Origin of the sequence: Pseudomonas parafulva (genome assembly GCF_002021815.1) — a bacterium.
GTDB classification, from domain to species: domain Bacteria; phylum Pseudomonadota; class Gammaproteobacteria; order Pseudomonadales; family Pseudomonadaceae; genus Aquipseudomonas; species Aquipseudomonas parafulva_B.
Genome location: NZ_CP019952.1, coordinates 3,607,578 through 3,633,033, shown reverse-complemented (window position 1 = coordinate 3,633,033; position 25,456 = coordinate 3,607,578). Strand labels below are relative to the sequence as shown.

The following is a 25,456-nucleotide window of genomic DNA, read 5'->3' as shown; positions in this document are numbered from 1 at the left end:
AATGATCACCCTCGAACGTCCACAGCCCAAGCTCTCGATGGCCGACAAGGCCGCCCGGGTCGACGCCATCTGCGAAGCGGCGCGCATCCTGCCGGTGATCACCATCGCCCGCGAACAGGACATCCTGCCCCTGGCCGACGCCCTGGCGGCCGGCGGCATCCGCACGCTGGAAGTGACCCTGCGTTCACAGCATGGCCTGAAGGCCATTGAAGTGCTGCGTGAGCAGCGCCCCGAGCTGTGCGTAGGCGCCGGGACAGTGCTCGACCGCACCATGTTCGCAGCCGTCGAGGCCGCAGGCGCCCAGTTCGTCGTCACACCCGGCATTACCCAGGATGTGCTGCAAGCGGGCGTGGAGAGCGAGATCCCCTTGCTGCCGGGTATCAGCACCCCATCCGAAATCATGATGGGCTACGCGCTGGGTTACCGCCGTTTCAAGCTGTTCCCCGCCGAAATCAGCGGAGGCGTGGCGGCGATCAAAGCGTTTGCTGGCCCGTTCGGCGACATCCGTTTCTGCCCAACCGGCGGCGTCAACCCGGCCAACGTGCGCAACTACATGGCACTGGCCAATGTGATGTGTGTAGGGGGCACCTGGATGCTCGACAGCAGCTGGATCAAGAATGGCGACTGGGCCCGCATCGAGGCCTGCAGTGCCGAGGCCATGGCGCTGGTGGACGGTCACTGAATTTCGTTGTGTGCTTTACGGCTTTTTGGGCGCTTGGTCGGCGCCCATTTTTTTGCCTGGTGATTGGCGTTTGCGGGTTGTGTGCGCGTATACGAAGGGTAAGCGCGCCCGTAGGTCGTTGGGGCCGCTTTGCGGCCCATCGCGGCGCGAGGCCGCTCCCACAAATGACCGCGTGAGGCCTGGCTGACAGGCTCAAGCAGTGTGAGAGCGGCCTCGCGCCGCGATGGGCCGCAAGGCGGCCCCAACAATCTCAAGTCAACAGCATCAGCTAAAGAGGCCGCTTTCTCCCTAACGGTACTCAGGCCGCCTTGGCCTCTTGCTGGCTCAGCGAACGGTTCAGCGCACTGAACAGGGCCTTGAAGCTGGCTGTGGTGATGTTTTCATCGATGCCCACACCGTGCACAGGACGCCCGCCGGCTACACGCAGTTCAATATAGGCCGCTGCCTTGGCGTTGGTGCCCGCGCCGATGGCGTGTTCGTTGTAGTCCATGATTTCGACGGCAACCGGCAGGCCGGCCACCAGGGCTTCCAGGGCGCCATTGCCCTTGCCGCGCCAGTGCAGCGTGGTCTCGCCTTCGCCGGCTACTTCCACTTCCACGGCACTGTGACCGTTTTCTTCCTGCAGGCGATGGCTGACCAGCGCGTACGGTGCGTTGGCTTGCAGGTATTCCTTGTGCAGCAAGCTGTAGATCTGCTGGGCAGTCATTTCCAGGCCCAGGCGGTCGGTTTCGCCCTGTACGACCTGGCTGAATTCGATTTGCATGCGGCGCGGCAGGCTGATGCCGTATTCCTGCTCGAGCAGGTAGGTGATGCCGCCTTTGCCGGACTGGCTGTTGACGCGAATCACGGCCTCGTAGCTGCGGCCGATGTCGGCCGGATCGATCGGCAGGTACGGCACTTCCCACAACTCGCCTTCCTGCTGTTTGGCCAGGCCCTTGCGAATGGCATCCTGGTGCGAGCCGGAGAAGGCTGTGTGTACCAAGTCACCTACGTACGGGTGGCGCGGGTGCACCGGCAGCTGATTGCATTCTTCGACGACCTTGCGCACACCGTCGATGTCGGAGAAATCCAGGCCCGGGTCGATGCCCTGGGTGTACAGGTTCAAGGCCAGGGTCACCAGGTCGACGTTACCAGTACGCTCACCATTGCCGAACAGGCAGCCCTCAGCACGGTCGGCGCCGGCCATCAGGCCCAGCTCGGTCGCGGCGATGCCGGTTCCCCGGTCGTTGTGGCAGTGCAGGCTGATGATCACGCTGTCACGGCGATTGATGTTACGGCAGAACCATTCGATCTGGTCGGCGTACACGTTGGGCGTGGCGACCTCGACGGTGGCCGGCAGGTTGAGGATGATCTTGTGCTCGGGCGTGGGGTTCCACACCTCGATGACCGCATCGCACACTTCCTTGGCGAATTCCATCTCGGTAGCGCTGAAGGTTTCGGGCGAGTACTGGAATGTCCAGTGCGTATCGGGCTGCTGTGCGGCGTATTTGACGAACAGCTTGGCTGCATTGACCGCGATGTCCTTGACGCCCTGCTTGTCCTGGTTGAAGACGATGCGGCGGAAGGCCGGGCAGGTGGCGTTGTACAGGTGAACGATGGCCTTCTTGGCCCCGCGCAGGGACTCGAAGGTCCGGGCGATCAGGTCTTCACGCGCCTGGGTCAGCACCTGGATGGTGGTGTCCTCTGGAATATGACCGTCTTCGATCAAGGTGCGGACAAAGTCGAAGTCGGTTTGCGAGGCCGAAGGGAAGGAGGCTTCGATTTCCTTCACGCCCACTTGCACCAAGGTCTTCCAGAACCGCAGCTTCTTCTGCGCATCCATCGGCTCGATCAGCGACTGGTTGCCGTCACGCAGGTCCGAGCTGCACCAGATCGGCGCCTCGGTGATGGTCTTGGACGGCCAGGTACGGTCAGGCAGATCGATGGTAGGGAAGGCGCGGTATTTCTTCGACGGGTCTTTGAGCATGGTCATGGAAGCAATCCTTTTATGTGCGGCCGAGATCGGGCCTGCCGAGCAGTAACGAGGTGGGGGCGAGGCGACGCGATTCAGCCTGGTAGTCGAGCGCTGACCAGGCAGAGGCTGCGATGTTGTCGGAGCAAGATGAGGGTGCTGAAGGTTTTCATGGCCTCAACCCTAACCAGTGGACTGTGGGTTGGCAAGCGTTGAAAAAAAATTGAGAGGAATGCTTAAAAAAAGTGATATGGCGAGATCTACTTGTTGATACCAGTAAAATACTTAGGTTTTGTTGCGCGGTATTTTTCTTTGGCGCAATGGTGTGTCAGTCGCGTGAGGACCTCCTGGGCCCTGCGTTGTGGCAAGCGCCGCCCGTATTGCGGGGCGGCCCAAACGTCACTCAACGAAGTGTCAACCCTGCCTCAGGGCTGAAAGGCACCGATGAAGATCGCCGGGTCAACACGCGCATCGTTCAAGCTGACGTTCCAGTGCATGTGCGGCCCGGTAGCGCGCCCCGTTGAGCCCACGCGCCCGACCACATCACCACGGCGCAGCGACTGCCCGTTCTGCACGTCGATACGGGACATATGGCAGAACATGCTGATAAAGCCCTGCCCGTGATCAACGAACACCGTGCGGCCATTGAAGAAGTAATCGCCCACCAGAATCACCTTGCCGTTGGCAGGCGTCTTGATCGGCGTCCCCGCCGGTACGGCAAAATCCAGCCCCGCATGGGGGTTGCGTTCCTCGCCATTGAAGAACCGGCGCACGCCGAACTTGCTCGACAGCGGCCCGTTGACCGGCTTGTCGAGGATCAGGTTGCTCGGCAATGCCGGGCTGAAGCTGCGGTAGGCCTTGATCTGCTCGGCCAGTTCGCGATCGATGCGCTTGAGGTCGGCCGGATTGGGGTTGACCTGGCGGGTGTTCTTCAAGGTGATGCGCTGTTCGGGGTACTGCTTGTGCCCCACGGTGAAAGGCAGGCTTCGGCTGCCCTGCTGCACCACCGCCTGCCCAGGCTTCTGAGTCAGGGGGATGCCAACGATGGCCAGCCAGTTGTCCTGTTCCTTGACCACCAGCACGGGCTTGCCATCGAAGCGTGCGCTGGGAGCACTGGCTGCCGGCCCCAGGTCGACCACGGCAACGCCGCCAGGCACCGGTTTGTTCAGCGTGCGCGTGATGTAGCTGGCCTGGGCTGTGGCGCTCAGGACGGTGAAGGCGAGGGCGAGCAGTGACGCGAGCAAGCGGGGCATGTGTCAGTCCAGAAGTGAGAGCGTGACCGGAGTCAGGTGATTGTCTTCGACCCGCACCTGCAGCTCGCCTTCGTTCAGGCGTGCAGTCAGGCGCTGGCCGTTGCGCGTCTGTTCGGCGCTGCGGATGGCCTGGCCTTGTTCGTCGAGCAGGATGCTGTAGCCGCGCGCCAGCGTCGCCAGCGGGCTGACGATCTGCAGGGTCTGCAACTGGGCCTGGAAGCGCTGGCGCCGGTCCTTGAGCACGTCACGCATGGCCCGGGGCAGTCGCTCGGCCAGGCTGTCCAGGCGCTGGCCCAGCAAAGCCAGAGTACGCCCGGGATGTTGCGCGGCCAGACGTGTCTCCAGGCGCACCAGGCGCTCGCGGCGTTGATTGAGGTTATGCAGGAAGGCACGGCGCAGGCGCATGTCCAGGTCATCCAGGCGCTGAGCCTGCTGACGCAGGCGCTCGCCCGGATGGCGCAGGCGGCGAATCAGGGACTCCAGGCGCAGGCGATCATGCACCAACCGGTTCTGCATGCGCAGGGTCAGGCGCCGTTGCAGGCCGTCCAGGCGATGCTGCAGGCCGCTGTTGTCGGGCGCAAGCAGCTCGGCCGCAGCAGACGGGGTAGGGGCCCGCACATCGGCCACGAAGTCGCTGATCGACACGTCGGTTTCATGGCCCACGGCGCTCACGATCGGCGTCTTGCACGCGGCCACGGCACGCGCCACGGCTTCCTCGTTGAAGCACCACAGGTCTTCCAGTGAACCGCCGCCGCGGGCCAGTATCAAGGCGTCGAAACCGCGGCTGTCGGCCAGGCGAATGGCCCGCACGATCTGGGCGATGGCTTCGCGGCCCTGCACGGCAGTGGGGATCAGGTTCAACTCCACCTGGGGCGCACGGCGGGCGAACACACTGATGATGTCGCGGATCACGGCCCCGGTCGGGGAGGTGATGATGCCGATACGCTGGGGGTGCGCAGGCAGCGCTCGCTTGCTGTCGGTGCTGAACAGGCCCTCGGCGCCAAGCTTTTCCTTGAGCGCCTCGAAGGCCAGGCGCAGCGCACCATCGCCGGCAGGCTCCACGGTATCGAGGATCAGCTGGTAGTCGCCACGGCCTTCGAACAGGGACACCTTGCCGCGCACCCGTACCGCCAGGCCGTCACGCAGTGCCTGGCGCACCCGCGTGGCGCTCTGCCGGAAGAGAGCGCAGCGCACCTGGGCACCGCTGTCCTTGAGGGTGAAGTACATGTGGCCGGAGGCCGGCCGGGCCAGGTTGGAAATCTCGCCCTCCACCCATACGCTGCGGAACACGTCTTCCAGCAGCACCCGGGCGCGGCCATTGAGTTGGCTGACGGTGAGCACATCACGGTCAAGGCCGAGGCGTTCGAAAGGGTCTTTGATCATGGGAAGGCACTATAAAGGATGAGGGGGCCGGGTGTCGTGCCCGGTCGATCAGGAGCTGGCCTGGGTCGCCGGTGCCTGCCCTGGCGTACCGATTGCCGACGCTGCGCAGGTCATGTGCTCGATGAACTGACTCACCAGTAGCCCGGCATCGCGGCGGTGGGCGATGGCGACGGTGCTGACGCAGCCGGGGTCCATCAGCGGGATGAACCGCAGCGCCGCAGGGGCGATGTCCTGCATGCAGCGTGGCAGCAAGGCCACCCCGAACCCCGCCTGGATCAGCTGCAACTGGGTGGTCTTGCGCGACACCACCCGCGCAGGCTGGGGAAAGAACCCCGCCGCCATGCACAGCTCGGCAGACAGGTAGCTCAGGCCACCGCGTTGGTGGTGGGGAATGGAGATGAACGGCTGGCTGGAAAGCTCCGCCAAGGCAATGCAATCACGCTCCGCCAGTTCATGGGTAGGGGCGAGCGCCAACAGCAGGGGCTCTTCGAACAACGGCTCGATGCTCAACCCATCGTGCTGGCGCAGCACCGGCAGCCTCAGCAGCCCGATGTCCAGGCGACCTTCGGCCAGTGCTGCAAGCTGCCCTTCGGAGGACAACTGGGCGATCTCCATGCTCACATCAGGGTTTGTCCGCAGGTAATCACCCAGGTGCTCGAGCAGCCGACCGGTCAGCGGCACCGTGCTGGAGTGGCTGATGTTCAGGCTGCCGCACAGGCCCTGGCCGACGGCTCGGGCCAGCTCGCCAGCCTTGTCCAGGTCCAGCAGCAGGTTGCGCGCGCGCGGCAGGAACGCCCGGCCCGCATCGGTCAGGCGAGGCAACCTGGCCGTGCGCTCGAACAACGCGGTGTCCAGCTGCAGTTCGAGCTCGCGCACCTGGCGACTGAGGGCGGACTGGGCGACATACAGTCGTTCGGCGGCGGCGCTGAAGCTGCCACATTCGGCGATTTCCACGAAGTAACGCAGCTGGCGGGTCGAGATCATGAGCGATGCCATTTCGAGATGGATCAGGGCGAGATTGCATATTAGCCGGGATAGCGCGGGTTTGGTTATGGTGCGCTGAACCTTCAAGGACAATGCGCCAATGCTCGCTGACCTCGCTATGCCGTTCTCGGGGCTTGACTGGCTACCCATCGTGTTGGGTACCGCGGCGGCCTATGTGGTGTTCGGCATCGCCGGCTTCGGCACGGCGTTGGTGGCAGGCCCGGTGCTGATCCATTTCATGCCGCTGTCGCAGATCATTCCCTTGCTGGTGTTACTCGATTTCGTAGCGGCGTTCGGCAACCTGTTGCCCTCACGGCGCGATGTGGTACGGGGCGAACTGCTGCGCCTGCTGCCGTTCATGGCGCTGGGGTGCACCCTGGGCGTTGCGTTCCTGCTGCAGCTCAAGTCGGACCTGCTGATGCTGCTGATGGGCCTGTTCATCACGGCCTATGCCCTCTATAGCCTGGCGCTGAAGGTACGCCCGGCGTCGCTTGCCGGGTGGTGGGCGGCACCGATGGGTACCGTGGGCGGGTTGTTCGGCGCCTTGTTCGGCAGCGGCGGGTTTCTCTACGCCCTTTACCTGAGCGCTCGCCTGCCCGACAAGGAGCAGGTACGCGCCACCCAGAGCGCGTTGATCAGTTGCAGCACCTTGGTGCGCCTGACGCTGTTCCTTGTTGCCGGTGTCTACGCCGATCGACAACTGCTGCTGATGGCGGCCTGCCTGCTGCCGGTGATGGTCATCGGTCTATGGGCTGGGCGCAGGCTCACGCACAGGCTGTCACGCGAGGCCTTCGTCCGGTTGGTCACCTGGTTGGTGTTGGCCAGCGGCCTGGCGCTCATCGCTCGCTATGTGAGCGCTTGAGCAGGGGTTAGAATTGGCCGACTACCCGATCCAAGGCTTGTCCGCTCATGAATACCCAAAGCATCATCGTTCCCAGGCAGTCCACCGTCCCGGTGCACGAGGCCCGCGCCCGCGCCATCCTGCGCTGGCTGGTCCGCGAAAAGATCGTGCAAGAGCAGCTGACCACCTGCGGGCGTACCGGCAACCGTATGGCCCATGCCCTTGGGCCAGGTGCCCGCCAAGTGGCGCTGCACCCCGAAAAACTGCCCTTCGATACGCCGGTCAACGGCCTTGAGGTGATGCTCAAGCGCTGCATCTATACGCCCACCGAAGGCTTCAAGGAAGAGGCGGGCTGCCCGCAGTGCCGGCGGGAAGTGGGCGAGCCGTTGTTCGACAGCCTGGAAGAGTGGATGCCCGGGGTCAGTGACAACTTCACCTGCCCGCTGTGCGGGTTCGAAGACGACATCAACGGTTTTTTGTTCCTGCAACCCTGCGCCTTCTCCAACCTGGGCTTCATCTTCAACAACTGGGGCGATGCCGGGTTCACCCAGGCCTTCATCGACAGCTTCGCCGACTGGCTGGACCAACCGGTGGCCGTGGTGCAGGTCCGGCTCGCCTGACGAGGGCGGAGCAGGGCTTTGGTGCGCAGGGCGGCAACGGCCACTTGTAACTTCAGGCTTGATTTACATTGAGTGGCAGGGCACGCATGAGTATAATGGCGCGCTTCCATTTTTCCCGCCCGGGAGCCCCCGCGATGTTGCGTATCAGCCAAGAAGCCCTGACCTTCGACGATATTCTCCTTGTACCTGGTTATTCCGAGGTACTGCCCAATGAAGTCAGTCTCAAGACCCGTTTGACCCGTGGCATCGAGCTGAACATCCCGCTGGTCTCCGCTGCCATGGACACCGTCACCGAAGCGCGCCTGGCCATCGCCATGGCCCAGGAAGGCGGCATCGGCATCATCCACAAGAACATGACCATCGAGCAGCAGGCCGGCGAAGTGCGCAAGGTCAAGAAGTTCGAGGCTGGCGTGGTCAAGGACCCGATCACCATCGAGGCCGACGCCACCGTGCGCGACCTGTTCGACCTGACGCGCCTGAACAACATTTCCGGCGTGCCTGTGCTGGAAAACGGTGACCTGGTCGGTATCGTGACCTCCCGCGACGTGCGCTTCGAAAGCCGCCTGGACGCCAAGGTCCGCGAAGTGATGACGCCCAAGGAACGCCTGGTCACCGTCCGCGAGGGCGCGGACAAGAACGAGGTGCGCGAGCTGCTGCACAAGCACCGCCTCGAGAAAGTGCTGATCGTCGACGAGCACTTCAGCCTCAAGGGCATGATGACCGTCAAGGACATCGAGAAGGCCAAGGCCTACCCACTGGCCAGCAAGGACGACCAGGGTCGTCTGCGCGTTGGCGCTGCAGTCGGCACCGGCAAGGACACCGGCGAGCGTGTTGCCGCCCTGGTAGCCGCTGGCGTTGACGTGGTCGTGGTCGACACCGCTCACGGGCACTCCAAAGGCGTGATCGAGCGCGTGCGCTGGGTCAAGCAAACCTACCCGCAGGTGCAGGTGATTGGCGGCAACATCGCCACCGGCGCTGCTGCCAAGGCCTTGGCCGAGGCGGGCGCTGATGCGGTCAAGGTCGGTATCGGCCCTGGCTCGATCTGCACCACCCGTATCGTAGCCGGCGTCGGCGTGCCGCAGATCAGCGCCATCGCCAACGTCGCCGCTGCCCTGGAAGGCACCGGTGTGCCACTGATTGCCGACGGCGGTATCCGCTTCTCTGGTGACCTGTCCAAGGCCATCGTCGCCGGTGCCAGTTGCGTGATGATGGGTTCTATGTTCGCCGGTACCGAAGAAGCCCCGGGCGAAGTCGAACTGTTCCAGGGCCGCTCCTACAAGGCCTACCGTGGCATGGGTTCGCTGGGCGCCATGGCGCAGTCGCAAGGCTCCTCCGACCGTTACTTCCAGGACTCCTCGGCCGGTGCCGAGAAGCTGGTCCCCGAAGGTATCGAAGGCCGTGTGCCGTACAAAGGCGCACTGGCTGCGATCATTCACCAGCTGATGGGCGGCCTGCGTTCGTCCATGGGCTACACCGGCAGTGCCACCATCGACGAGATGCGCACCAAGCCGGAGTTCGTGCGCATCACGGGCGCCGGCATGGCCGAATCCCACGTTCACGACGTGCAGATCACCAAAGAAGCCCCCAACTACCGGGTTGGCTGATAGCTCAGCGGTAAGCTCCAGACGGTGGCTGCGTTCGCGCAGCCACTGCGTTTTCCCCGATCAACTTGCAGCTTGCAGCTTCAAGCTCGCAGCTGAATCAGAGATTCCCCATGGCCCTCGATATTCACGCTCACCGGATCCTCATCCTCGATTTCGGCTCCCAGTACACCCAGCTGATCGCCCGCCGCGTGCGCGAGATCGGCGTGTATTGCGAACTGCACCCGTTCGACATGGACGATGAAGCGATCCGCGAATTCAACCCGCGCGGCATCATCCTCGCCGGTGGCCCCGAGTCGGTTCACGAAGCCAACAGCCCCCGTGCACCCCAGGCCGTGTTCGACCTGAATGTGCCTGTGCTGGGCATCTGCTACGGCATGCAGACCATGTCCGAACAGATGGGCGGCAAGGTCGAAGGGTCTGACCTGCGTGAGTTCGGTTATGCCCGCGTGGACGTGGTCGGCAAGAGCCGCCTGCTCGACGGCATCGAGGACCATATCGACGCCGACGGCGTACTGGGCCTGGACGTGTGGATGAGCCACGGTGACAAGGTCACCCAACTGCCGACCGGTTTCCACGTACTGGCCAGCACCCCGAGCTGCCCGATCGCTGGCATGTTCGACGACACACGCGGCTACTACGGCGTGCAGTTCCACCCGGAAGTGACCCACACCAAGCAGGGCGGTCGCATCCTGTCCCGTTTCGTGCAGGACATCTGCGGCTGTGAAGCCCTGTGGACCCCGTCCAACATCGTCGAGGACGCCATCGCCCAGGTGCGTGAGCAAGTGGGTTCGGCCAACGTCCTGCTGGGCCTCTCCGGCGGCGTGGACAGCTCGGTGGTCGCGGCCCTCTTGCACCGCGCCATCGGCGACCAGCTGACCTGCGTGTTCGTCGACAACGGCCTGCTGCGCCTGCACGAGGGTGACCAGGTGATGGCCATGTTCAAGGAGAACATGGGCGTCAAGGTGATCCGTGCCGACGCTGAACAGCAGTTCCTCGACAACCTGGCCGGCGAAGCCGACCCGGAGAAGAAGCGCAAGATCATCGGCCGCACCTTCATCGACATCTTCGATGCCGAGGCCAGCAAGCTGCCGAACATCCAGTTCCTCGCCCAGGGCACCATCTACCCGGACGTGATCGAATCGGCCGGCGCCAAGAGCGGCAAGGCCCACGTGATCAAGTCCCACCACAACGTGGGTGGCCTGCCGGAGGAAATGAACCTCAAGCTGGTCGAACCGCTGCGTGAGCTGTTCAAGGACGAAGTGCGCAAGATCGGTCTGGAGCTCGGCCTGCCTTACGACATGGTCTACCGCCACCCGTTCCCAGGCCCGGGCCTGGGTGTGCGCATCCTGGGTGAAGTGAAGAAAGAGTACGCCGACATTCTGCGTCGCGCGGACCACATCTTCATCGAAGAACTGCGCAAGGCTGATTGGTACCACAAGACCAGCCAGGCCTTCGTGGTGTTCCAGCCGGTCAAGTCGGTTGGCGTCGTGGGCGACGGCCGTCGCTATGCATGGGTTGTGGCCCTGCGTGCCGTCGAGACCGTGGACTTCATGACCGCTCGTTGGGCTCATCTGCCTTACGAACTGCTGGAAACCGTCAGTGGCCGCATCATCAACGAGATCGACGGTATCTCGCGGGTGACCTACGACGTGTCGAGCAAGCCGCCGGCGACGATTGAGTGGGAATGATCCCGCGTCCGGCACTGCCCGGTACGATCTAGCAAAAAATGCCCTGAAGCCCGCGTAATTGCGGGCTTTTGGCTTTTTGGGTCTGGCAAGTACAGGCAATGTTTCCCAGCATCAGCATGATTTTTTGGCATGGTGCGGGTACCAGCTGGATCCGGCGTAATCAAGACGCTCAGTGAGAGAAAACCGCTGACCACCTGTCACCGAACAACGCGATAGCCAAGCCTGCGAGCATCACCACCGCCCCAGCCAACTTGATGGGAGACACTGGCCTTTCCAATGCCCCCATCAAGCCGAAATGATCGATGACCAGTGATGAAACGATTTGCCCGGCGATAGCGAGGCCGAGCAGGGCGGACAGGCCTATCTTCGGTGCAAGCACCACATAGCTAAGCAGCGCACTCGCCCCCAGCAAACCGCCCAGCAGGCTCCACAGGGGCTGGGCAGGAATCGCGGCCAGTGAGGCCGCTATTCCTCCGCGCATCAATGCGTAAATGCACAGGCACACTGCGCCGGCAGTGAACGAGAACAGTGCCGCCGCAACGGAGTCTCCACCTACACCTTTAGCGAGCTGGCCGTTGAGTGTGGTCTGCAGCGTAATGCCGAGCCCCGCAGCGATGGCCAACACATAGTAGGCTACGTTCATCTCGTGCCCTCTTAGTTGGCTGAGTCGAACGGGAGGAACGTCTCGGCAAACATATCCGGCGCATAGCCTGTTGCAGCGAATAGATGCTCACGTGACTCATCGATCGCCGCACGCAGCCTCTCACTGTCCACACCCAATACCTTGCCGTCGCGTTTGACGATTCGCCCGCCAATCATGACCGTATCGACATTGCTGCGCTCGGCGGCATGTACCACGGTGCCGAAAGCATTACCTACAGGATAGAGGTTGATGTCCTGTGCGTTGATCAGGATCAGGTCTGCCTGTTTACCCGCAACCAGGCTGCCGACTTTGTCCTGCAAGCCGGCACAGAAGGCGCCGTCGATAGTCGCGGATTTGAGCAGACTGTGGGCGGGCAGCGTCACCACCGGATGATGGTCCTCACCGCAGCAACGTTGCTGGTGCATGCCCATGACACGTTGCAGGTAGAACGCCACCCGCATTTCCATGAACATGTCGCCGCTGTAGGAGGTTTCGTTGTCAACACTCAGTCCCGGGCTGATGCCGTGACGCTGGGCCGACTGCATGGCGAACATTCCATCTTCAATGCCGTAATGGGCATCTGAGCGTGGGCATACGTTGACTCGCACCCCAGCTTCGCGAAGGATTTCCCAGCCGGCGTCCGGCAGCGCGGTGCAGTGGTTGAAGATGTTATCGGATCGCAGCAGACCTTTACGATGCAATTCTGGCAATTGCGCCGCCATGTCCCCACCAAAAAACTCGGTGATGATCGGCAGCCCCAGGCGTCTGGCTTCAGCCCACAGCTCAGGTTCCAGCTGCGCCATCACCGCCAGCGAAAGCAACGGGTTATCACCGTGCTTGATGTATTTTTCCTGCAAACGCTCCAGGTTGCCCGGCCAGTGGGCTTTATCCCACTCACCCGCCACCGGCGCCCCGGAGGCATGTACCGCGCGTATACCTGCATCAAGCAGCGCCTCGACGGCGGCGTCGGAGTGTGCACCGGTGCGGCTGTTATGCGAGTTGTCCACCAAGGTCGTGATGCCGGCATCGATGCACCCTAACGCACTCAGCAAGTTGCCGATGTACATGTCCGCCGGGCGATAGTATTTGGCGAACGAGAAGTGAGTGGCGTTGCAGTAGTCCTCCAATGTGGCTGCGTTGGGATTGATCCGGCGCAGTTGCCCTTCCCACGAGTGGCGGTGCGTGTCGACCATGCCGGGCATGGCGATCATGCCGGATGCATTGATCACCATAGCGTCGCCAGCTTCGAGATGTTCACCAATGGCCTTGATGGTGCTGCCTTCGATGAGAATGTCGCCGCGTACCAGATTGCCGATGTCGCCATCCATACTCAGTACAGTGGCGCCTTGGATGAGTGTGCGGGCAACCGGTGCGGTCTGCGCCTGTACGATGCCGCGATTGTATTTAGCCATTGAGGTACACCTCTTCAAATGTGATTGCAAGAAATGTACGCAAGGCAACACTGCGGGAAAAATATGGATAAACTGTTTTTATTATTCAATTTGGACGAATAATAAGGCTGTCCCTGATCACTGTTTGAGGTTATCAACCGTCGTGGATCGAATTCAGGCGATGCAGATTTTCGTACGCGTAGCGCAAGCGGGAAGCTTTACCCAAGCGGCGCAGACGCTCTCCTTACCCGCTTCGACTGTGACCAGCAGTGTCAAGAACCTGGAAAAGTACTTGCAGGTGCGTCTGCTCAACCGAACAACGCGGCGGGTCAGCCTTACACCTGAAGGCGCACAATATCTGGCGCAATGCCGGGAGATTCTTGAACTGATCGAACACACGGAGAGCAGCCTGGCGGATTCCGTAAAACGGCCGCAGGGGCGTTTGCGCGTCGACATGCCTGGTGGCGTTGCGCACTCCATTGTCATGCCGAGCCTGCGCGACTTTTATCGGCGCTATCCGGATATCTATCTGATGATCGGCGTGAACGATCGACAGGTTGATCTGCTTCAGGAGGGTATCGATTGCGTTATTCGTACAGGTGAGCTCCATGACTCAACCTTGGTCGCGCGCCCACTTGGCCGATTTCGTTGGGTGACCTGTGCGTCAGCCGCCTACCTCAAGGAAAACGGCATCCCGCAAACACCCCATGACTTATCGCACCACCGGGCTATTCACTACTTTTCGAGCGGCGCGAAACACGCAGGTGAAATGCGCTTCGCACGCGATACGGAAAAGATCTCGGTTTTGGTAAGCGGTACGGCCGCCGTCAACGAGACCGGGCTCTACATCAAAATGTGCCTTGATGGGTTCGGGTTGATTCAGCTCGCCGAGAACGTGGTGAGCGAGCATCTGCAGCAAGGGCGGTTGATTGAAGTGCTCGCCGATTGGCAGCCGGCTCCGGTGCAGGTGAGCCTGCTATACCCACACCAGCGATTTCTTTCGCCCGCTGTGAGTTCGTTCGCTGATTGGATAGGTGGGCTGATCGGAAACAAATGAGTGATTGCCCCTTCACAGTACCCTGAGTCCTGCAGTCGTCTTGCCGAGTTGCGGCTTTGCCCGCTATGGGAGGCTCGAGCTACGGTCTCGAGAACGTATTCTGAATCTGCCGGGCTCAGGCAGATGACATGCAGTGGTCGGTGCCGGCAGTTAGCTTCATTGGCAGCGGTAGTTTGTCCGAGCCCTATTCAGAATGGAAAGGGCCGCTTGGCGACCCTGTTCACGTATACCTGGCAGCGCCTGAGCACTGCGCGGTAGGCTAGCGCCCTCAACGCCTGACGGTCAGGCCCTAGGCCCTAACGACCACCGCGACTCAACCCGCCCAGCCGCGCCGAAATCGACTGCATCCCCTTGCCCAATTCCCTGAGCGCACTTGCATCCCGGGCACCTTCCTCGCTGGCTGCATGGATCCGTACCGCCAGCTCGTTGATTTCCTGCGTTACGTGGCTCTGCTCCTGGGCGGCGACGGCGATCTGCTGGGCGCGCTGGACGATGTCGTCGAAACTGCCCACTGTGGTACCCAGGGTAGTGGCCACGCCCACGGCTTGCTGCACCGACTCGCGGGTGCGCTGCGCGCCGTTCTGCATGGTGGTGACGGCAGCGTTCGATGCCTCGCGTAACTGAGTGATCATTTCCTGGATTTCGTTGGCAGACGTCTGCGTGCGGCCGGCAAGGGTGCGCACCTCATCGGCTACTACGGCAAAGCCGCGACCTTGTTCGCCAGCGCGTGCGGCCTCGATGGCAGCGTTGAGCGCCAAGAGGTTGGTCTGCTGGGAGATCGACTTGATCACCTCCAGCACGCCGCCTACGCGTTCGATGTCTTCGCCCAGCTGGGTGATCGCTGTGGCCGCGCCCGAGATGTCGGTCGCCAGGCTTTCGATGGATTCACCGTTGCGGTTGACCTGGTCCTGACTCTTCTGCGCTTCGACCAATGAGCTGCGGGCTGTGTCCGAGCAGTCCGTGGTGTTGCGCGCGACCTCATTGGCGCTGGCCGACATTTCGGTGATGGCGGTAGCGAGCAGGGTATTGTCCACCCGTTGCGCCTCCGCCCGATCGGCCAGGCCGGTGGACAGTTGCGCCAGCTCATTGGCTCGCTCTTCCAGTGACATCGACTCCTCGGCAATGTGACGGAGCATGGCCTGCAGAGAGCCTGCATACTGGTTGACGGCCGTGCGCAGCGCGCCCAGTTCGTCATTGCGCATAACCTCCAGTTGAGCACCCGCCTGGCCGCCTTGACCCAGGTTCTCGATTTGCGCCGTGGTTTCCTCTATCTGGGTGAGCAGCCGTTTGCCAGCCAGCCATGCCAGCCCCAGCAAAACGGCCAGCAATGGCAGCAGGAACAGCAGGATCTGGCCAGTGAGCTTGTTCGCCAGGCCGACCACACGGGCCTCGGGGGTGACCAGACCAATGCGCCAGCCCGTACCTTCCATGGTGGCCAATGTGACGTAGGCCGGCCCATCGAGGCGCGCATCGTTATCCAGGTAGAGGGTGGTGGTGCCAGCCGGCTTGCTCGTCAGGCTATCGGCCACTGGCTTGAACCACGGTTGTTCCTGGCTCAGGCCGGCAAGGGTCTGCAAGCCCTTGGCGCTCTTTGCATCAGGGAAGAACAGCAAATTACCGGACGCGTCCACCGCAAAGGCGTAGCCACCGGTGACATTGCCGTTGGCTTTGAGGAAGGCGGCAAGACCGTCGAGCTTCAGGTCAATGGTGGCGACCCCGGCAAACGCGCCCTGGGCGTGGTAGGGCACGCTGCAGGTCGTCATGGCTACGCCGCTGACCGGGTCCTGATACCCGTCCGACCAGACACAGCGACCCAATGGCGCGGCTTTGGCGCCGGTGTACCACGACTCAGCCTGATACGGCGCCGTTTGCGCAGCGTTGTACTCGTCCGAGTAATCCAACCCGTTGCTGGCGTTGCGTGCCCAGAAGAAACTGCGGCGTTCGGTACCGGCAACGAAGCCGTTGGGCTCTGGCCACAGCCCGCCGCCTGCGATGGCGGTATCACCTTGGCTGTCGATCACATTAGGCAGGTTGGCCTTGATCAGGTTTTCGTCGCGGGGCAGGGTCTCGGCCAGGTGCGCCATGGCCGTCGTGGTGCCCTCGATGCGGTTCACCTGCATGGCCAGCTGGCGGGTGATGGCGCTGGCCGACTGTTCCGCCGCCTCGGTGCCGGCTGCCACCAACTCAGGTTTGCCGCCCAGGGTCATGACTGAATAGATCGCCAAGGCGGTGAGTGCCAGCAACGTCAGGATTCCCAGCGTCATGCGCCCGGAGATGCGATTGGGAAGTAGCGACATGCTGAAGCTCCACAAAATTTAGGTTGGCTCTCAATGATTACGGCAGCCCGGCCCGATAGTTGAGTTGCTACATCATGTTTCGCATGAGCGGACGACCGATGGTGACAAAAAGGCGATGAATCGAGGGGGAATCAGCCAAATCCGCGCACACCTCCTGATGTGCATCAAGCATCGTCATCCTCTCAAACGATAAACGCTGTCCCGGCCGTCTTCCGTCAATGGCGTATTGAGCATCCCTCCTGCCATCGGCAAACCCTGCGCCCACCCCGCAGCCAATACCTGCACGTCCCGCGCTGGGTCGCACGCACTGACCCTCGCATCACGCAACCGACACGTTTCGGCGTCCGTCGCGAACAAGGCACGTGCAAAGCCCCGGCCCTGTTCCGAAAGCCGTGCGGTTTTAGGGGCGCGCGTCCTGGTAAATACCTCAAAAGCCTCGGTGGGTTCGTTGCCGGCACCGGCCAGGCAGCGAGCCAGGTGCCAGGCGTCTTCCAGGGCCTGGCAAGCGCCTTGCCCGGAGGTGGGCAATGGCGCATGCGCAGCGTCGCCGATCAACAGCACGTTCGCGCGGCTCCACGTGTGCAGCGGTTCCAGGTCGTGGACCGCGATGCGCCGGATGGCCTGTTCGGAGGTTGCCCGAATGATGCGTGAAACGGGCTCGGGCCATTGGGCGAACCTGTGCTCGACCTGCGCCCGATCATCGGCTCGGCCAGCCCCTTCGTTCAACGGGCATGCTTGCGCTGCGGCCCAATACACCAGGTCCGGTCGAACTGCCACCGCACCAAAGCGCTGCCCCGTTCCCCAGTAATCCTGGATCGACACATCGTCCACCAGCGCCCCCGACCCTTGTGCCACGCCGATCCAGTTCACGAACCCTTGATAGCGCGGGGTATTGTCACCCGCGACGAACTGGCGCGTCACCGAGGCCATGCGTCCGTCTGCACCGATCAGCACCTCCGGGCAGATGCGTGTACCCGTCTCGAAGCGTGCCACCGCCTTGCCCTGGGCATCCAGGTCGATGGCCATTACCTGGTGCCCGAATTCGACTGCAATCCCCATCCGTCGTGCATGGGCGAGCAACACGTCCTGCAAATCCCGGCGCAGCACCGTAACGGTGGGGTAGCCCATGGTTCGGTCCAGCAATTCGATGTCCAGGCCTCCCAACGCATTGCCGGCTGCATCGTACCGGCGCATGGCAAGGGGCCTGCCGCCAACGGCCTGGATGTCCTGCAACACGCCGAGCTGCTCCAGCACAAAGCTGGCATTGGGCCAAAGCGTCACACCGGCGCCTCCGGCTGCTGGCATCCTACGGCGCTCAAAGACCCGCGGGCTGAAGCCCTGCTTGCGCAACGCCAACGCTGCGCTCAGCCCTGCAATGCCTGCACCCACTATCGCAATGTCCACGTTCCAGCCCTCCTTGTTCATCCGCTGCCCCGCGCCAGGTCACTGGACGCCTGGGGCAAAGGACCATCGTAGATTTCCCCTTCCCAGATCACTAGCGTGCAAAAATGGGACGTTTTCATACCTCAGGTGGGATAGTCAGTGCGCAATGAGCTCGATCTGAATGCGGTCCGTGTCTATGCAGCGGTGGTGGATGAGCAGAGCTTTGTCGGCGCCTCGCGTGCGCTGGCCATGCCGTCTTCCAATGTCAGTCGCCATGTCGCTTCACTGGAGCGACAGCTCGGTACGCGCCTGCTTGAGCGCAGCACCCGGCATCTGCGCATGACCGAAGCGGGGCGGCTGTTGTACGCGCGAGCCAAGCCCTTGCTCGACGCCTTGCACTGCACCCAGGAAGAACTCGGTGCTGTACAGCGCGAGCTGCGAGGGCCACTGAAGCTGTGCATGCCAGGTGAGGCCCCCAGGCTATTGGCGCCCATCCTGGCCGAATTCTGCAGCCTGCACCCTGGCATCGAGCTTGAGTGCGATACCCGGGTGACTGGGCTGGAAGTGCTGCGTGAGGACGTGGACCTGTGCATCCTCTTTCACCGTGGCCGCCAGGAAGACAGCGAGTTCATCACCTGCCAGCTCGCCTGCTTACCGAGCATCGTGGTCGCTGCCCCGTCTCTGCTCGCGCGCACGGGTATCCCGCAGCACGTGCGAGCGTTGAAGTCGCTGCCTTGCATCACCACGCTCAGCGCGCTCGGAGGTCAGCCCTGGCAGTTTCAGGGCGCCAGGGGCGAAACCGTCAAGGTGCCGGTGCGCAGCCGTTACCGCGTCAACAGCGGTGAGTTGGCCGTGGCAGGCGCGCGGCAGGGGATAGGCTTTGCGATTGTGGCGGCTCATCCGTGCCAGGAGGATCTGACGGCTGGCCGGTTGCAGGAGGTGGTGCTGGACCTGTGCCCGGCACCCTTGCAGTTGCTGGCGGCATACAGCCACCGCCATTCAGTGACGGCGCGGGTGCGAGCCCTGCTGGCGTTCATTCAGGAGCGGTTGGAGGCGTTGCACAGCTCGCCAAGCGGTTCTACCAGCGCTTGATCAAGGCTGGACGCGCGGTTACATCGGCAGGCTGTCACGGCCCAAAGCGCGGTCAGTCAGATCGCCTGCACCCTGGCCAATTGCTCGGCCTCAAGCCACGCCCCGATCGCGTTGGGGCGCATGGGCTTTGAGAACAGGTAGCCTTGCGCCCAGGTGCAGCCCAGGGTTTTCAGAGTGCTGAGTTCTGCTGCGGTTTCCACGCCCTCGACGATGCATTCCAGTTGCATGTCCTGGCACAGCGCAATCAGCGACTTGACGATCTTCAAGCTGGCCGGGTTGAGCTGGATGCCGGTGACGAAGGAGCGGTCCACCTTCAGCTTGGTCAGCGACAGCGCATGGATCTGGCTGAGGCTGGAGTAGCCCGTGCCAAAGTCGTCCAGGGAAATGCCGCAGCCCAGCTCACGCAGGCGGCTGATGGCGCGCTGGGCCTGCGGCAGGTCCTGGATGGCCGCGGTTTCGGTGATTTCCAGGTCCAGGCACGTGGGGTCGAACCGGCTGCTCTTGATCAGCTCGACGATCTGCTGGGCGGCCTCTTCCGAGCCACAGTCATGGGTGGAGAGGTTGAAGGACAGGCGCATGCCTGCTGGCCAACTGGCAGCCGTGTCCAGTGCCTTGGTCAGCAGAGGCAGGGTGAGACGATTGACCATGCCGATGCGCTCGGCGATCGGGATGAAGTCACTGGGTGGCACATTACCCAATTCTGGGCTTTCCCAGCGCGCCAGTGCCTCGAACGCAACGGTTCGCTCGCTGCGGACATCCACGATGGGTTGGAACACCATGTGAAACTCGCGATCCAGGTCCGCCCTGCGCAGGGCCTGCTCGGTCAGCCCTTGTCGATTGAGTTGCTGGCGATGGGCAGCGCTGAACAGGCACGCCGTGCCAGGGCGATGACGCTTGCTCTGGTACAGCGCGTAGTCGGCATATTCGTATGCTTGCGTGGCTGACGAAGCCTGATCTGGAAAGGTGGCGATGCCCAGCGACGCGCTGATCTGAATGGGGATGTCTACCAGCACGAACGGCTCGCGCATGCGCGTGCAGAGCTTCTCGCCAAAGGCACGTAGCTGCTCGTCATCCAGGGCCTGGGTGATGATCAGGCCGAACTCGTCGCCCCCCAGCCGGCTCAGGTGCACACCCTGGTCGAGCATCTCGGTGAGGCGCTGACCGACCTGATACAGCAACCTGTCGCCCACACTGTGGCCATACAGGTCGTTGACTGGCTTGAAGCCATCCAGGTCTATCAGCCCGACGGCCAGGCGAGTGTCCTGCTCGCCGGCATGGGGCAACAGCGTGTCGAGGCGGGAGAAGAACTGCCGGCGATTGGCAAGCCCGGTCAGGCTGTCCAGGTTGGCCAGTTGCAGGTTTTCCTCGCTGAGCCTGGCCGTCTGCGCCTGCATGTTCACCAGCCGGGTGAAATCGGTGTATTGCGCCTTGAGGATGACTAGCATGGCGATCGATACCAGCAGCACATCGAGCGCGGTGGCAATAAACGTGATGATGGAAGTGGAGGCGAAAAACACCACGAACGCGGTGTTGACCACGGCGGTCGTGGCCAAAGCCGCTGGCAGCAGGTGCATCATGCAGAAAATACAGCCGATCACGGTGATGGCCATGTAGAAAGCGACATGCGCCTGGGTGTAGCTGTCGCCATAGGGGAACAGCGCCAGGGACCAGGCCGTGAAGGCAACGGCAACGAAGGGGGCGAGCGTGTTGGTGCGCTTGAGTGCCATGACCATTTGGGCCGGGCTGCGCACGCGCCTGCGGGTACGTATCCACTCCACGCCTCGGACCAGGCCGAACAACGTCATGATCATCGGGCAGTACACCACTAGCCAGCGCGGCGCCACCGTGAAGTGGGTGCCCGCCAGCATCAGCGTGTTGATCAGCAGGATGAAGTACATCATGGGCAGCTGGCGCGACAGCGCGATGTATTGCGCCTTGACCAGGTCGGGGTTGTCCTTGGGTACGGACATCAAAGCTCGCACGCCGAGCAGTGTTTTTTTCATCAGGCGACGCTCTGAAAATACAACCAGATAAATAACCGAACGGATTGCCTTTTTCAGCTAGAACCGAGCAGGGCAGAACGCTGCTCTCACGGAACGTATCGGCCGAGCCTCTGGTTGCTGCAATCGTTCAGACTGGTGGCACTTTGATTTCGTTCCCGCCTGGCAACGCCACGGTGAGCAGCGCCGGTCATTCCGTGCCGGGAGTGTGCCCGAAATAGGCCTTGTAGGCATGGCAGAAGTTCGCCGGGTTGGCATAGCCGACATGATAGGCGATCTGCGAAATCTGCCATTTGCGCTCCAGTACCAGGATGCGCGCAAGCTCAAGGCGCTGTTGGCGAATGTACTGCAGGATCGAACAGCCAAACTGCTGGCTGAAGGCTCGGCGCAGCGTGGTCTCGCTCACCTTCAGCTGCTTGGCCAGGGCGGCGACGGACGGCGGGGCAGTGGGGCTGGTGTCCAGCAGCCGACGCGTTTCCAGGGCCAGGTCACGGCGGCCACCGTCTTGCTGCGGCTCAGGTGTCAGGGCCTGGCCTGACAGATGGCTGGCCAGCTCCAGTACGATCCCCAGGCTCAGGCTTTCATAGTGCAGGCGGCGCAAGCTACCGCTGTAGGGTGAGCGATAGAGCTGCTGGAACAGGCGGCTGAGCGAGGGACACTGGGGCAACTGGTCGAAGTGCATGCCATCGGCCAGCAACGCCAGCAACGGATGAAACTGCGGATCGTCCTGGGCCAGCTCGCGCAATGCGTCACCGGCAATGCGCACGCCGGCCATGCGCGCATGGCTGTCGACCGGCAACTGGTCCTGGGCTTCGAGGCTCTCGCTCAGGCCAAGCACGTGCAGCCGACCGGTATCGTAATGGTTCAGCCTGCCATCGACCTTGTGCTGCCAGGCGCCGTCGAACATCTGCACGATGCACAGGCTCTCGGGCAGCACCTTGTCGATGCGCAGGGGCTCTGGAAAGTGCAGGTGGCAATCGAAGTACTGCAGGCCCTGGCGCACGGTCTGTGCCCGATAATGCCCCGTGGCACTGCCCATGACATGGGCGGCACGCGCATCCAGCACGCCTGCCTGGGCCAGGGAGCCAGGGCTGTCGAAACAGAAGGCGGTATCCAGGTAGGGGGTTAGCGATTGCATGCAGACTCGGTTTCTCGGTGGGGCAGCGTCGGCCGGAAATGGTAACGCGCGCACATTTTCGACAACAGTCGTTGTGACCAACCCGCTGTTTGTTGTGATGAACGGGCAACTGGGTTGGCAGCCTGCCTATTGAGTCCTTCAATACGCGTTTTGTTGCAGATCAGGAAACAAAATCATGTTCGCTTATCGGAAATGGGCCGCCTTGCTGGTTGCCGCGCTCACACTGTGTATCGGTCAGGCCCTGGCCGAGGATCGCCCGGACGTAGCGAAGAACGTCGTCGCCTACCTGGGCACTGAAGGGGTCAAGGTGTGGACGCTGCGCATCGGCGATCGCGCGGCCAACGAGGCACTGGTGCAGGTCGAAGGCGTCGATCACGACTGGGATATGCGCATCCAGAAAATGCACGTCGAGAAGACCGCCAAAGATACCCGCTACTGGACCGACGTCGACGGCAAGAAATTCGTCGTGCTGATCATCCAGGGCATGTGGGGAGGTGAGCTGTACCTGCCGGGCGAGGCGCAGCCGCGTCAGGTCGGCTACTCGGAAGGTCTGTCGCACCAAGGCAATGCCGAGGCGTTCCTGACCGATTACCTGGCTGCCAAGAAATAACCGAGGGGTATCGATCATGAGTGAACATACCGATCCATTGGCCGACTTGTCCGGGTCGCTGGGCAATGACTACGACCAGTCGCGCACGGCCCAGCGCGAGCATGTCATTGCCGAGCTTCGGCAAGTGATTGAACGTGTGCCGGAGCAGAGCGAGTTCACCAACTCTCGTCGTTATCGGGTGTGGGGGCCAGTATTGCTGGTCGGTGCCCTGATTCTGTTCGGAATCGGCATCAGCATGCAGCGCACCGGGCCGATCGTGGCCACCGCCTTCATCGTGCTCATTGCCGCTGCCGTGACCTGGCAGCATCGCAACGCCGGTACCCAGGTGTTCATGCGCCTGACGCGCCGGCAGTTGTTCGTCGACACGTTGGACGCGCCGGTGGACTTGGCGCAGGTGCAGGATATCTCGGTCAAGGATGAAGGGCTGGTGATGGTGCAGACGCTGGAGATGAGCAGCGATGCCGTACTGCCTACCCACCGAGTGGTGAAGCTGCAGTTCTTCGGTAACCAGGCCATGGTGCTGAAGAAGCCGCGCCCCCAGGTTCGCATCATGTCGGCGGGGCTTGCGCAAAACGGGCGCAAGCTGTCCAACGAAGAAGTGCTGGCCGTACTGACGGCCTACTGCGATGCCGCCCACGCCCAGCGTCAGCTTGAGCTGCTGCAGGCCAATGGATAATACCGGCGCCAATGCCGACCTGACCTACCTGCAGGTAAATGCCGTCGGCCCCGATGAGTCGTTCGAGCTGCATGAACACTCGCTGGGCAAGACACTTTCGTGTGCAGTCATCGGGTTGGTGGCGATTGGGCTCGGTGGCTGGCTCGCGAGCCTGCCCATGCTCTTCGGTCCGCAGACCGCCAGCACAGTGAAGGTGCTGCTGTGGGCATTCGGCGCAGGGTTGGTCGGCATCGGGCTGGTGGCCCTGGTCAGTGCCTGGGCGCTGTACCAGCGCCATGGGCGGTGCGCACTGGCGGTGACCCGTGACACGGTCGCTTTCGCCAACGCCTTGGCCCCAGTGCCATGGGAAGCGTTCGAAGGCTTCGATGTCGAACAGCGGCGGCTCAGTACGCACCTGGTGTTCAGCCTCGCCGCGTTCGGCGCCGCGCCTGTCCTCAAGGCCCCAGGTTTCAAGGCGCTCGCAGCACCTGATGCTCAGCTGATCGCCGGTGGCCTGCGGCTCAAGGTGTGGGCCTGCAACTTCACCCGGGCGGGGCGCAGGCTCGCGCTGGCAGAACTGGTGGACGTACTCTACCCCTACCTGCAGGCAGCACAGGCCAGGCGCACCTTGGCACAGTTGTTCCCGGCCGTGGCTCGCCAAGGCGATGCCTTGCGGCGGGCTGCGCCATGAGCAACGGGGCCATACGGCTGTTCAGGCGCGTAGGCTGGGGCTTGGCCCTGCTGTTGTTGCCGCTGCTGGTGCTGGGGTGGAGCCAGGTGCAACTCTGGCGCGTCGAGGTGGCCCAGGCGCAGGCGCAGGCGATACGTCAGTGGCTGGATGCGCCAAGCGACACGCTTTTGCAGGCCCTGCCCAAGGCCGAGCGTAACCCCTACATCCCCCAAGCAGACCGACGTGAGCGGCTTCAACGTGAGCTTGACCGTTATGAGGCGGGCCTTGGCGGGCAGTCTCTGCGCAAGGTCCTGGCCGTCACGAGCGGGCTGCTGGCGGTTCTGGCCTTGCTGACTGCGGTCGGGGCATGGCTCAGGCTCAGGCTGGACGCCTGGCGGGCGCTGCGCTCAATTGAGTTCTTGCAGCGGCACATGACCCAGCGTTGGCGTGCCCTGGGCAAGTGGCTGGTACTGCATCTGGGCTTGCTGGCTGCTGCGTTGAGCCTGGCCTTGCTGTACGAGCTGAGCGTTGCGACCAGCCGGGTGGCGGAGGGTGGGTTGACGGTGCTGTTCATCGTGCTGCCGCTGGCCTCGTGCGTGCTGGTCTGCCTGCAACTGGCCAGGCGGTTGCATCGACGCTGGCCGCTGGTGCTCGATCAGAGCACATCCTTTCTGGGCAGGGCGCTTGATCGGGACAGTGCACCCGGCATATGGCGCTGGGTCGAAGGCCTGGCGGCGCAGCTTCAGGCACCGGTCCCCGACAACATCGTGGTCGGGCTCGACCAGGGCTTTTTCGTCACCAGCGTGCCGATTCTGCTTCAGCCTGCCGGCTTGCCGCTGACGGGCCGCACGCTGTATTTGCCGCTGCCCTACCTGGGCATACTCAGCCAGGCGGAAGCTGGCGCGGTCATTGGACACGAACTGGGTCATTTCCGGCATCAGGACACCGAACGCGCGAGCCAGACCAACGCACAGTTCAGCATGATGCTTGCCCATTTCTCGGCACTGGTCGGCCACGACGAGCCCGCGCCCTGGACGCAGCGCCCAACGCTGTGGATGGCCTGGCAGTTCCTGCACCATTTCCAGCGTGCGGTGCTGCATTGGGGGCGGTCGCAGGAGCTGCTGGCGGACCAGGCAGGCGCTGCAGTCGGCGGGCAACGGCTGTTCGCACAGACCCTGCTGCGCATCATTGCGCTGCAGCCTGCGGTCGATACGGTGCTGGCGACGTGTGGTGGGCAAGGCGTCGACCGAGCCCTGCCTGGCTACCTCGAGCGTCACCCGTTGCAGGTCGGTGACGAGGTGCTGAGTGCCGTCATGGCGCACCCGTTCGACACTCACCCTGCAGCCGCTTCCCGCCTGCAGGCATTGAATGTGGCGCCCGACCCGGCGCTGCTGGGCGCCGCTACCCGGGCGCCGGGCGTCGAGGAACGTCACTGGTTCGGCCAACTGTGCAAAGCGCCGCACGCACAAGCCGATTGAGCGCTTCAGGGCACATCAGGCGATCATTCACTTAAT

Annotated in this window: 21 protein-coding genes and 1 pseudogene; 11 read left to right on the top strand and 11 right to left on the bottom strand. The window is 62.8% G+C overall.

Annotated elements, in window-relative coordinates; all coding sequences use genetic code 11:
• Nucleotide 1: 1 nt before the first annotated feature.
• Complete coding sequence (locus tag B2J77_RS16305) at nt 2–682, top strand: bifunctional 4-hydroxy-2-oxoglutarate aldolase/2-dehydro-3-deoxy-phosphogluconate aldolase (protein ID WP_058637547.1); 681 nt, start codon at nt 2–4, stop codon at nt 680–682.
• Between the two features lie 298 nt (nt 683–980).
• Here B2J77_RS16305 and leuA read toward each other — a convergent pair whose 3' ends face one another.
• The 4 genes from leuA to B2J77_RS16280 all read right to left on the bottom strand — a co-directional run bounded on the left by leuA (nt 981) and on the right by B2J77_RS16280 (nt 6,253).
• Nucleotides 981–2,654 (bottom strand): 2-isopropylmalate synthase, encoded by a 1,674-nt coding sequence (leuA, locus tag B2J77_RS16300; RefSeq protein ID WP_058604461.1) that lies wholly within the window; start codon nt 2,652–2,654, stop codon nt 981–983.
• A gap of 404 nt (nt 2,655–3,058) precedes the next feature.
• The gene (locus B2J77_RS16290) at nt 3,059–3,886 is read right to left on the bottom strand and encodes a M23 family metallopeptidase (protein ID WP_058604462.1); all 828 of its coding nucleotides are present in this window, start codon (nt 3,884–3,886) and stop codon (nt 3,059–3,061) included.
• Between the two features lie 3 nt (nt 3,887–3,889).
• Nucleotides 3,890–5,269, bottom strand: a complete 1,380-nt coding sequence (xseA, locus tag B2J77_RS16285) for an exodeoxyribonuclease VII large subunit (protein ID WP_058638594.1) — start codon at nt 5,267–5,269, stop codon at nt 3,890–3,892.
• A gap of 48 nt (nt 5,270–5,317) precedes the next feature.
• A complete protein-coding gene (locus tag B2J77_RS16280; RefSeq protein ID WP_078479027.1) occupies nt 5,318–6,253 on the bottom strand; it encodes a LysR family transcriptional regulator in 936 nt (311 codons plus the stop codon).
• Nucleotides 6,254–6,353: 100 nt separating this feature from the next.
• Here B2J77_RS16280 and B2J77_RS16275 point away from each other — a divergent pair, with 100 nt between their 5' ends.
• The 4 genes from B2J77_RS16275 to guaA all read left to right on the top strand — a co-directional run bounded on the left by B2J77_RS16275 (nt 6,354) and on the right by guaA (nt 11,006).
• Complete coding sequence (locus B2J77_RS16275; protein WP_078479026.1) at nt 6,354–7,115, top strand: sulfite exporter TauE/SafE family protein; 762 nt, start codon at nt 6,354–6,356, stop codon at nt 7,113–7,115.
• A 47-nt stretch (nt 7,116–7,162) separates the two neighbouring features.
• The gene (locus B2J77_RS16270; RefSeq protein WP_078479025.1) at nt 7,163–7,714 is read left to right on the top strand and encodes a sugar ABC transporter ATPase; all 552 of its coding nucleotides are present in this window, start codon (nt 7,163–7,165) and stop codon (nt 7,712–7,714) included.
• Between the two features lie 134 nt (nt 7,715–7,848).
• A complete protein-coding gene (guaB, locus tag B2J77_RS16265) occupies nt 7,849–9,318 on the top strand; it encodes an IMP dehydrogenase (RefSeq protein ID WP_058604466.1) in 1,470 nt (489 codons plus the stop codon).
• A gap of 110 nt (nt 9,319–9,428) precedes the next feature.
• Nucleotides 9,429–11,006, top strand: a complete 1,578-nt coding sequence (gene guaA, locus B2J77_RS16260; protein ID WP_023533313.1) for a glutamine-hydrolyzing GMP synthase — start codon at nt 9,429–9,431, stop codon at nt 11,004–11,006.
• A 169-nt stretch (nt 11,007–11,175) separates the two neighbouring features.
• On the opposite strand, the gene B2J77_RS16255 is transcribed toward guaA, so the two are convergent.
• Both B2J77_RS16255 and B2J77_RS16250 read right to left on the bottom strand, forming a co-directional pair.
• Nucleotides 11,176–11,649: a DMT family transporter gene (locus B2J77_RS16255; RefSeq protein WP_058638591.1), complete on the bottom strand. Its 474-nt coding sequence runs from the start codon at nt 11,647–11,649 to the stop codon at nt 11,176–11,178.
• Nucleotides 11,650–11,660: 11 nt separating this feature from the next.
• The gene (locus B2J77_RS16250; RefSeq protein ID WP_078479024.1) at nt 11,661–13,061 is read right to left on the bottom strand and encodes an amidohydrolase family protein; all 1,401 of its coding nucleotides are present in this window, start codon (nt 13,059–13,061) and stop codon (nt 11,661–11,663) included.
• Nucleotides 13,062–13,203: 142 nt separating this feature from the next.
• On the opposite strand from B2J77_RS16250, the gene B2J77_RS16245 reads away from it, so the two are divergent.
• Nucleotides 13,204–14,097, top strand: a complete 894-nt coding sequence (locus B2J77_RS16245) for a LysR family transcriptional regulator (RefSeq protein WP_078479023.1) — start codon at nt 13,204–13,206, stop codon at nt 14,095–14,097.
• A 296-nt stretch (nt 14,098–14,393) separates the two neighbouring features.
• Here the strand turns inward: B2J77_RS16245 and B2J77_RS21955 are convergent, their stop codons facing one another.
• The 3 genes and pseudogenes from B2J77_RS21955 to B2J77_RS16235 all read right to left on the bottom strand — a co-directional run bounded on the left by B2J77_RS21955 (nt 14,394) and on the right by B2J77_RS16235 (nt 17,798).
• Nucleotides 14,394–15,095, bottom strand: a complete 702-nt coding sequence (locus B2J77_RS21955) for a methyl-accepting chemotaxis protein (protein WP_371921573.1) — start codon at nt 15,093–15,095, stop codon at nt 14,394–14,396.
• A gap of 417 nt (nt 15,096–15,512) precedes the next feature.
• Nucleotides 15,513–16,304 (bottom strand): annotated as a pseudogene (locus B2J77_RS21950) (cache domain-containing protein); the annotation flags it as partial.
• A 264-nt stretch (nt 16,305–16,568) separates the two neighbouring features.
• Entirely contained in the window at nt 16,569–17,798 is a 1,230-nt protein-coding gene (locus tag B2J77_RS16235; RefSeq protein WP_058638597.1) for an FAD-dependent oxidoreductase, read from the bottom strand.
• Nucleotides 17,799–17,936: 138 nt separating this feature from the next.
• Here B2J77_RS16235 and B2J77_RS16230 point away from each other — a divergent pair, with 138 nt between their 5' ends.
• Nucleotides 17,937–18,869 (top strand): LysR family transcriptional regulator, encoded by a 933-nt coding sequence (locus B2J77_RS16230; RefSeq protein WP_078479021.1) that lies wholly within the window; start codon nt 17,937–17,939, stop codon nt 18,867–18,869.
• A gap of 56 nt (nt 18,870–18,925) precedes the next feature.
• Here the strand turns inward: B2J77_RS16230 and B2J77_RS16225 are convergent, their stop codons facing one another.
• Nucleotides 18,926–20,872 carry a putative bifunctional diguanylate cyclase/phosphodiesterase gene (locus tag B2J77_RS16225; protein WP_058638586.1) on the bottom strand — a complete coding sequence of 649 codons (1,947 nt, stop codon included), beginning with the start codon at nt 20,870–20,872 and terminating at the stop codon, nt 18,926–18,928.
• A gap of 187 nt (nt 20,873–21,059) precedes the next feature.
• Nucleotides 21,060–22,007: a helix-turn-helix transcriptional regulator gene (locus B2J77_RS16220; protein ID WP_078479020.1), complete on the bottom strand. Its 948-nt coding sequence runs from the start codon at nt 22,005–22,007 to the stop codon at nt 21,060–21,062.
• Nucleotides 22,008–22,182: 175 nt separating this feature from the next.
• Between B2J77_RS16220 and B2J77_RS16215 the strand changes: the two genes are divergently transcribed.
• The 4 genes from B2J77_RS16215 to B2J77_RS16200 are packed head-to-tail and all read left to right on the top strand — an operon-like array spanning nt 22,183 to nt 25,420.
• A complete protein-coding gene (locus B2J77_RS16215; protein WP_078479019.1) occupies nt 22,183–22,617 on the top strand; it encodes a hypothetical protein in 435 nt (144 codons plus the stop codon).
• 16 nt (nt 22,618–22,633) lie between these two features.
• A complete protein-coding gene (locus tag B2J77_RS16210) occupies nt 22,634–23,293 on the top strand; it encodes a hypothetical protein (RefSeq protein WP_078479018.1) in 660 nt (219 codons plus the stop codon).
• Entirely contained in the window at nt 23,286–23,963 is a 678-nt protein-coding gene (locus B2J77_RS16205; RefSeq protein WP_058604474.1) for a hypothetical protein, read from the top strand. Before B2J77_RS16210 ends, B2J77_RS16205 begins: the two co-directional genes overlap by 8 nt.
• Nucleotides 23,960–25,420, top strand: coding sequence for a M48 family metallopeptidase (locus tag B2J77_RS16200; protein ID WP_078479017.1), 1,461 nt, complete (start codon nt 23,960–23,962; stop codon nt 25,418–25,420). The genes B2J77_RS16205 and B2J77_RS16200 overlap by 4 nt, the downstream gene beginning before the upstream one ends.
• The last annotated feature ends 36 nt before the right edge of the window (nt 25,421–25,456 follow it).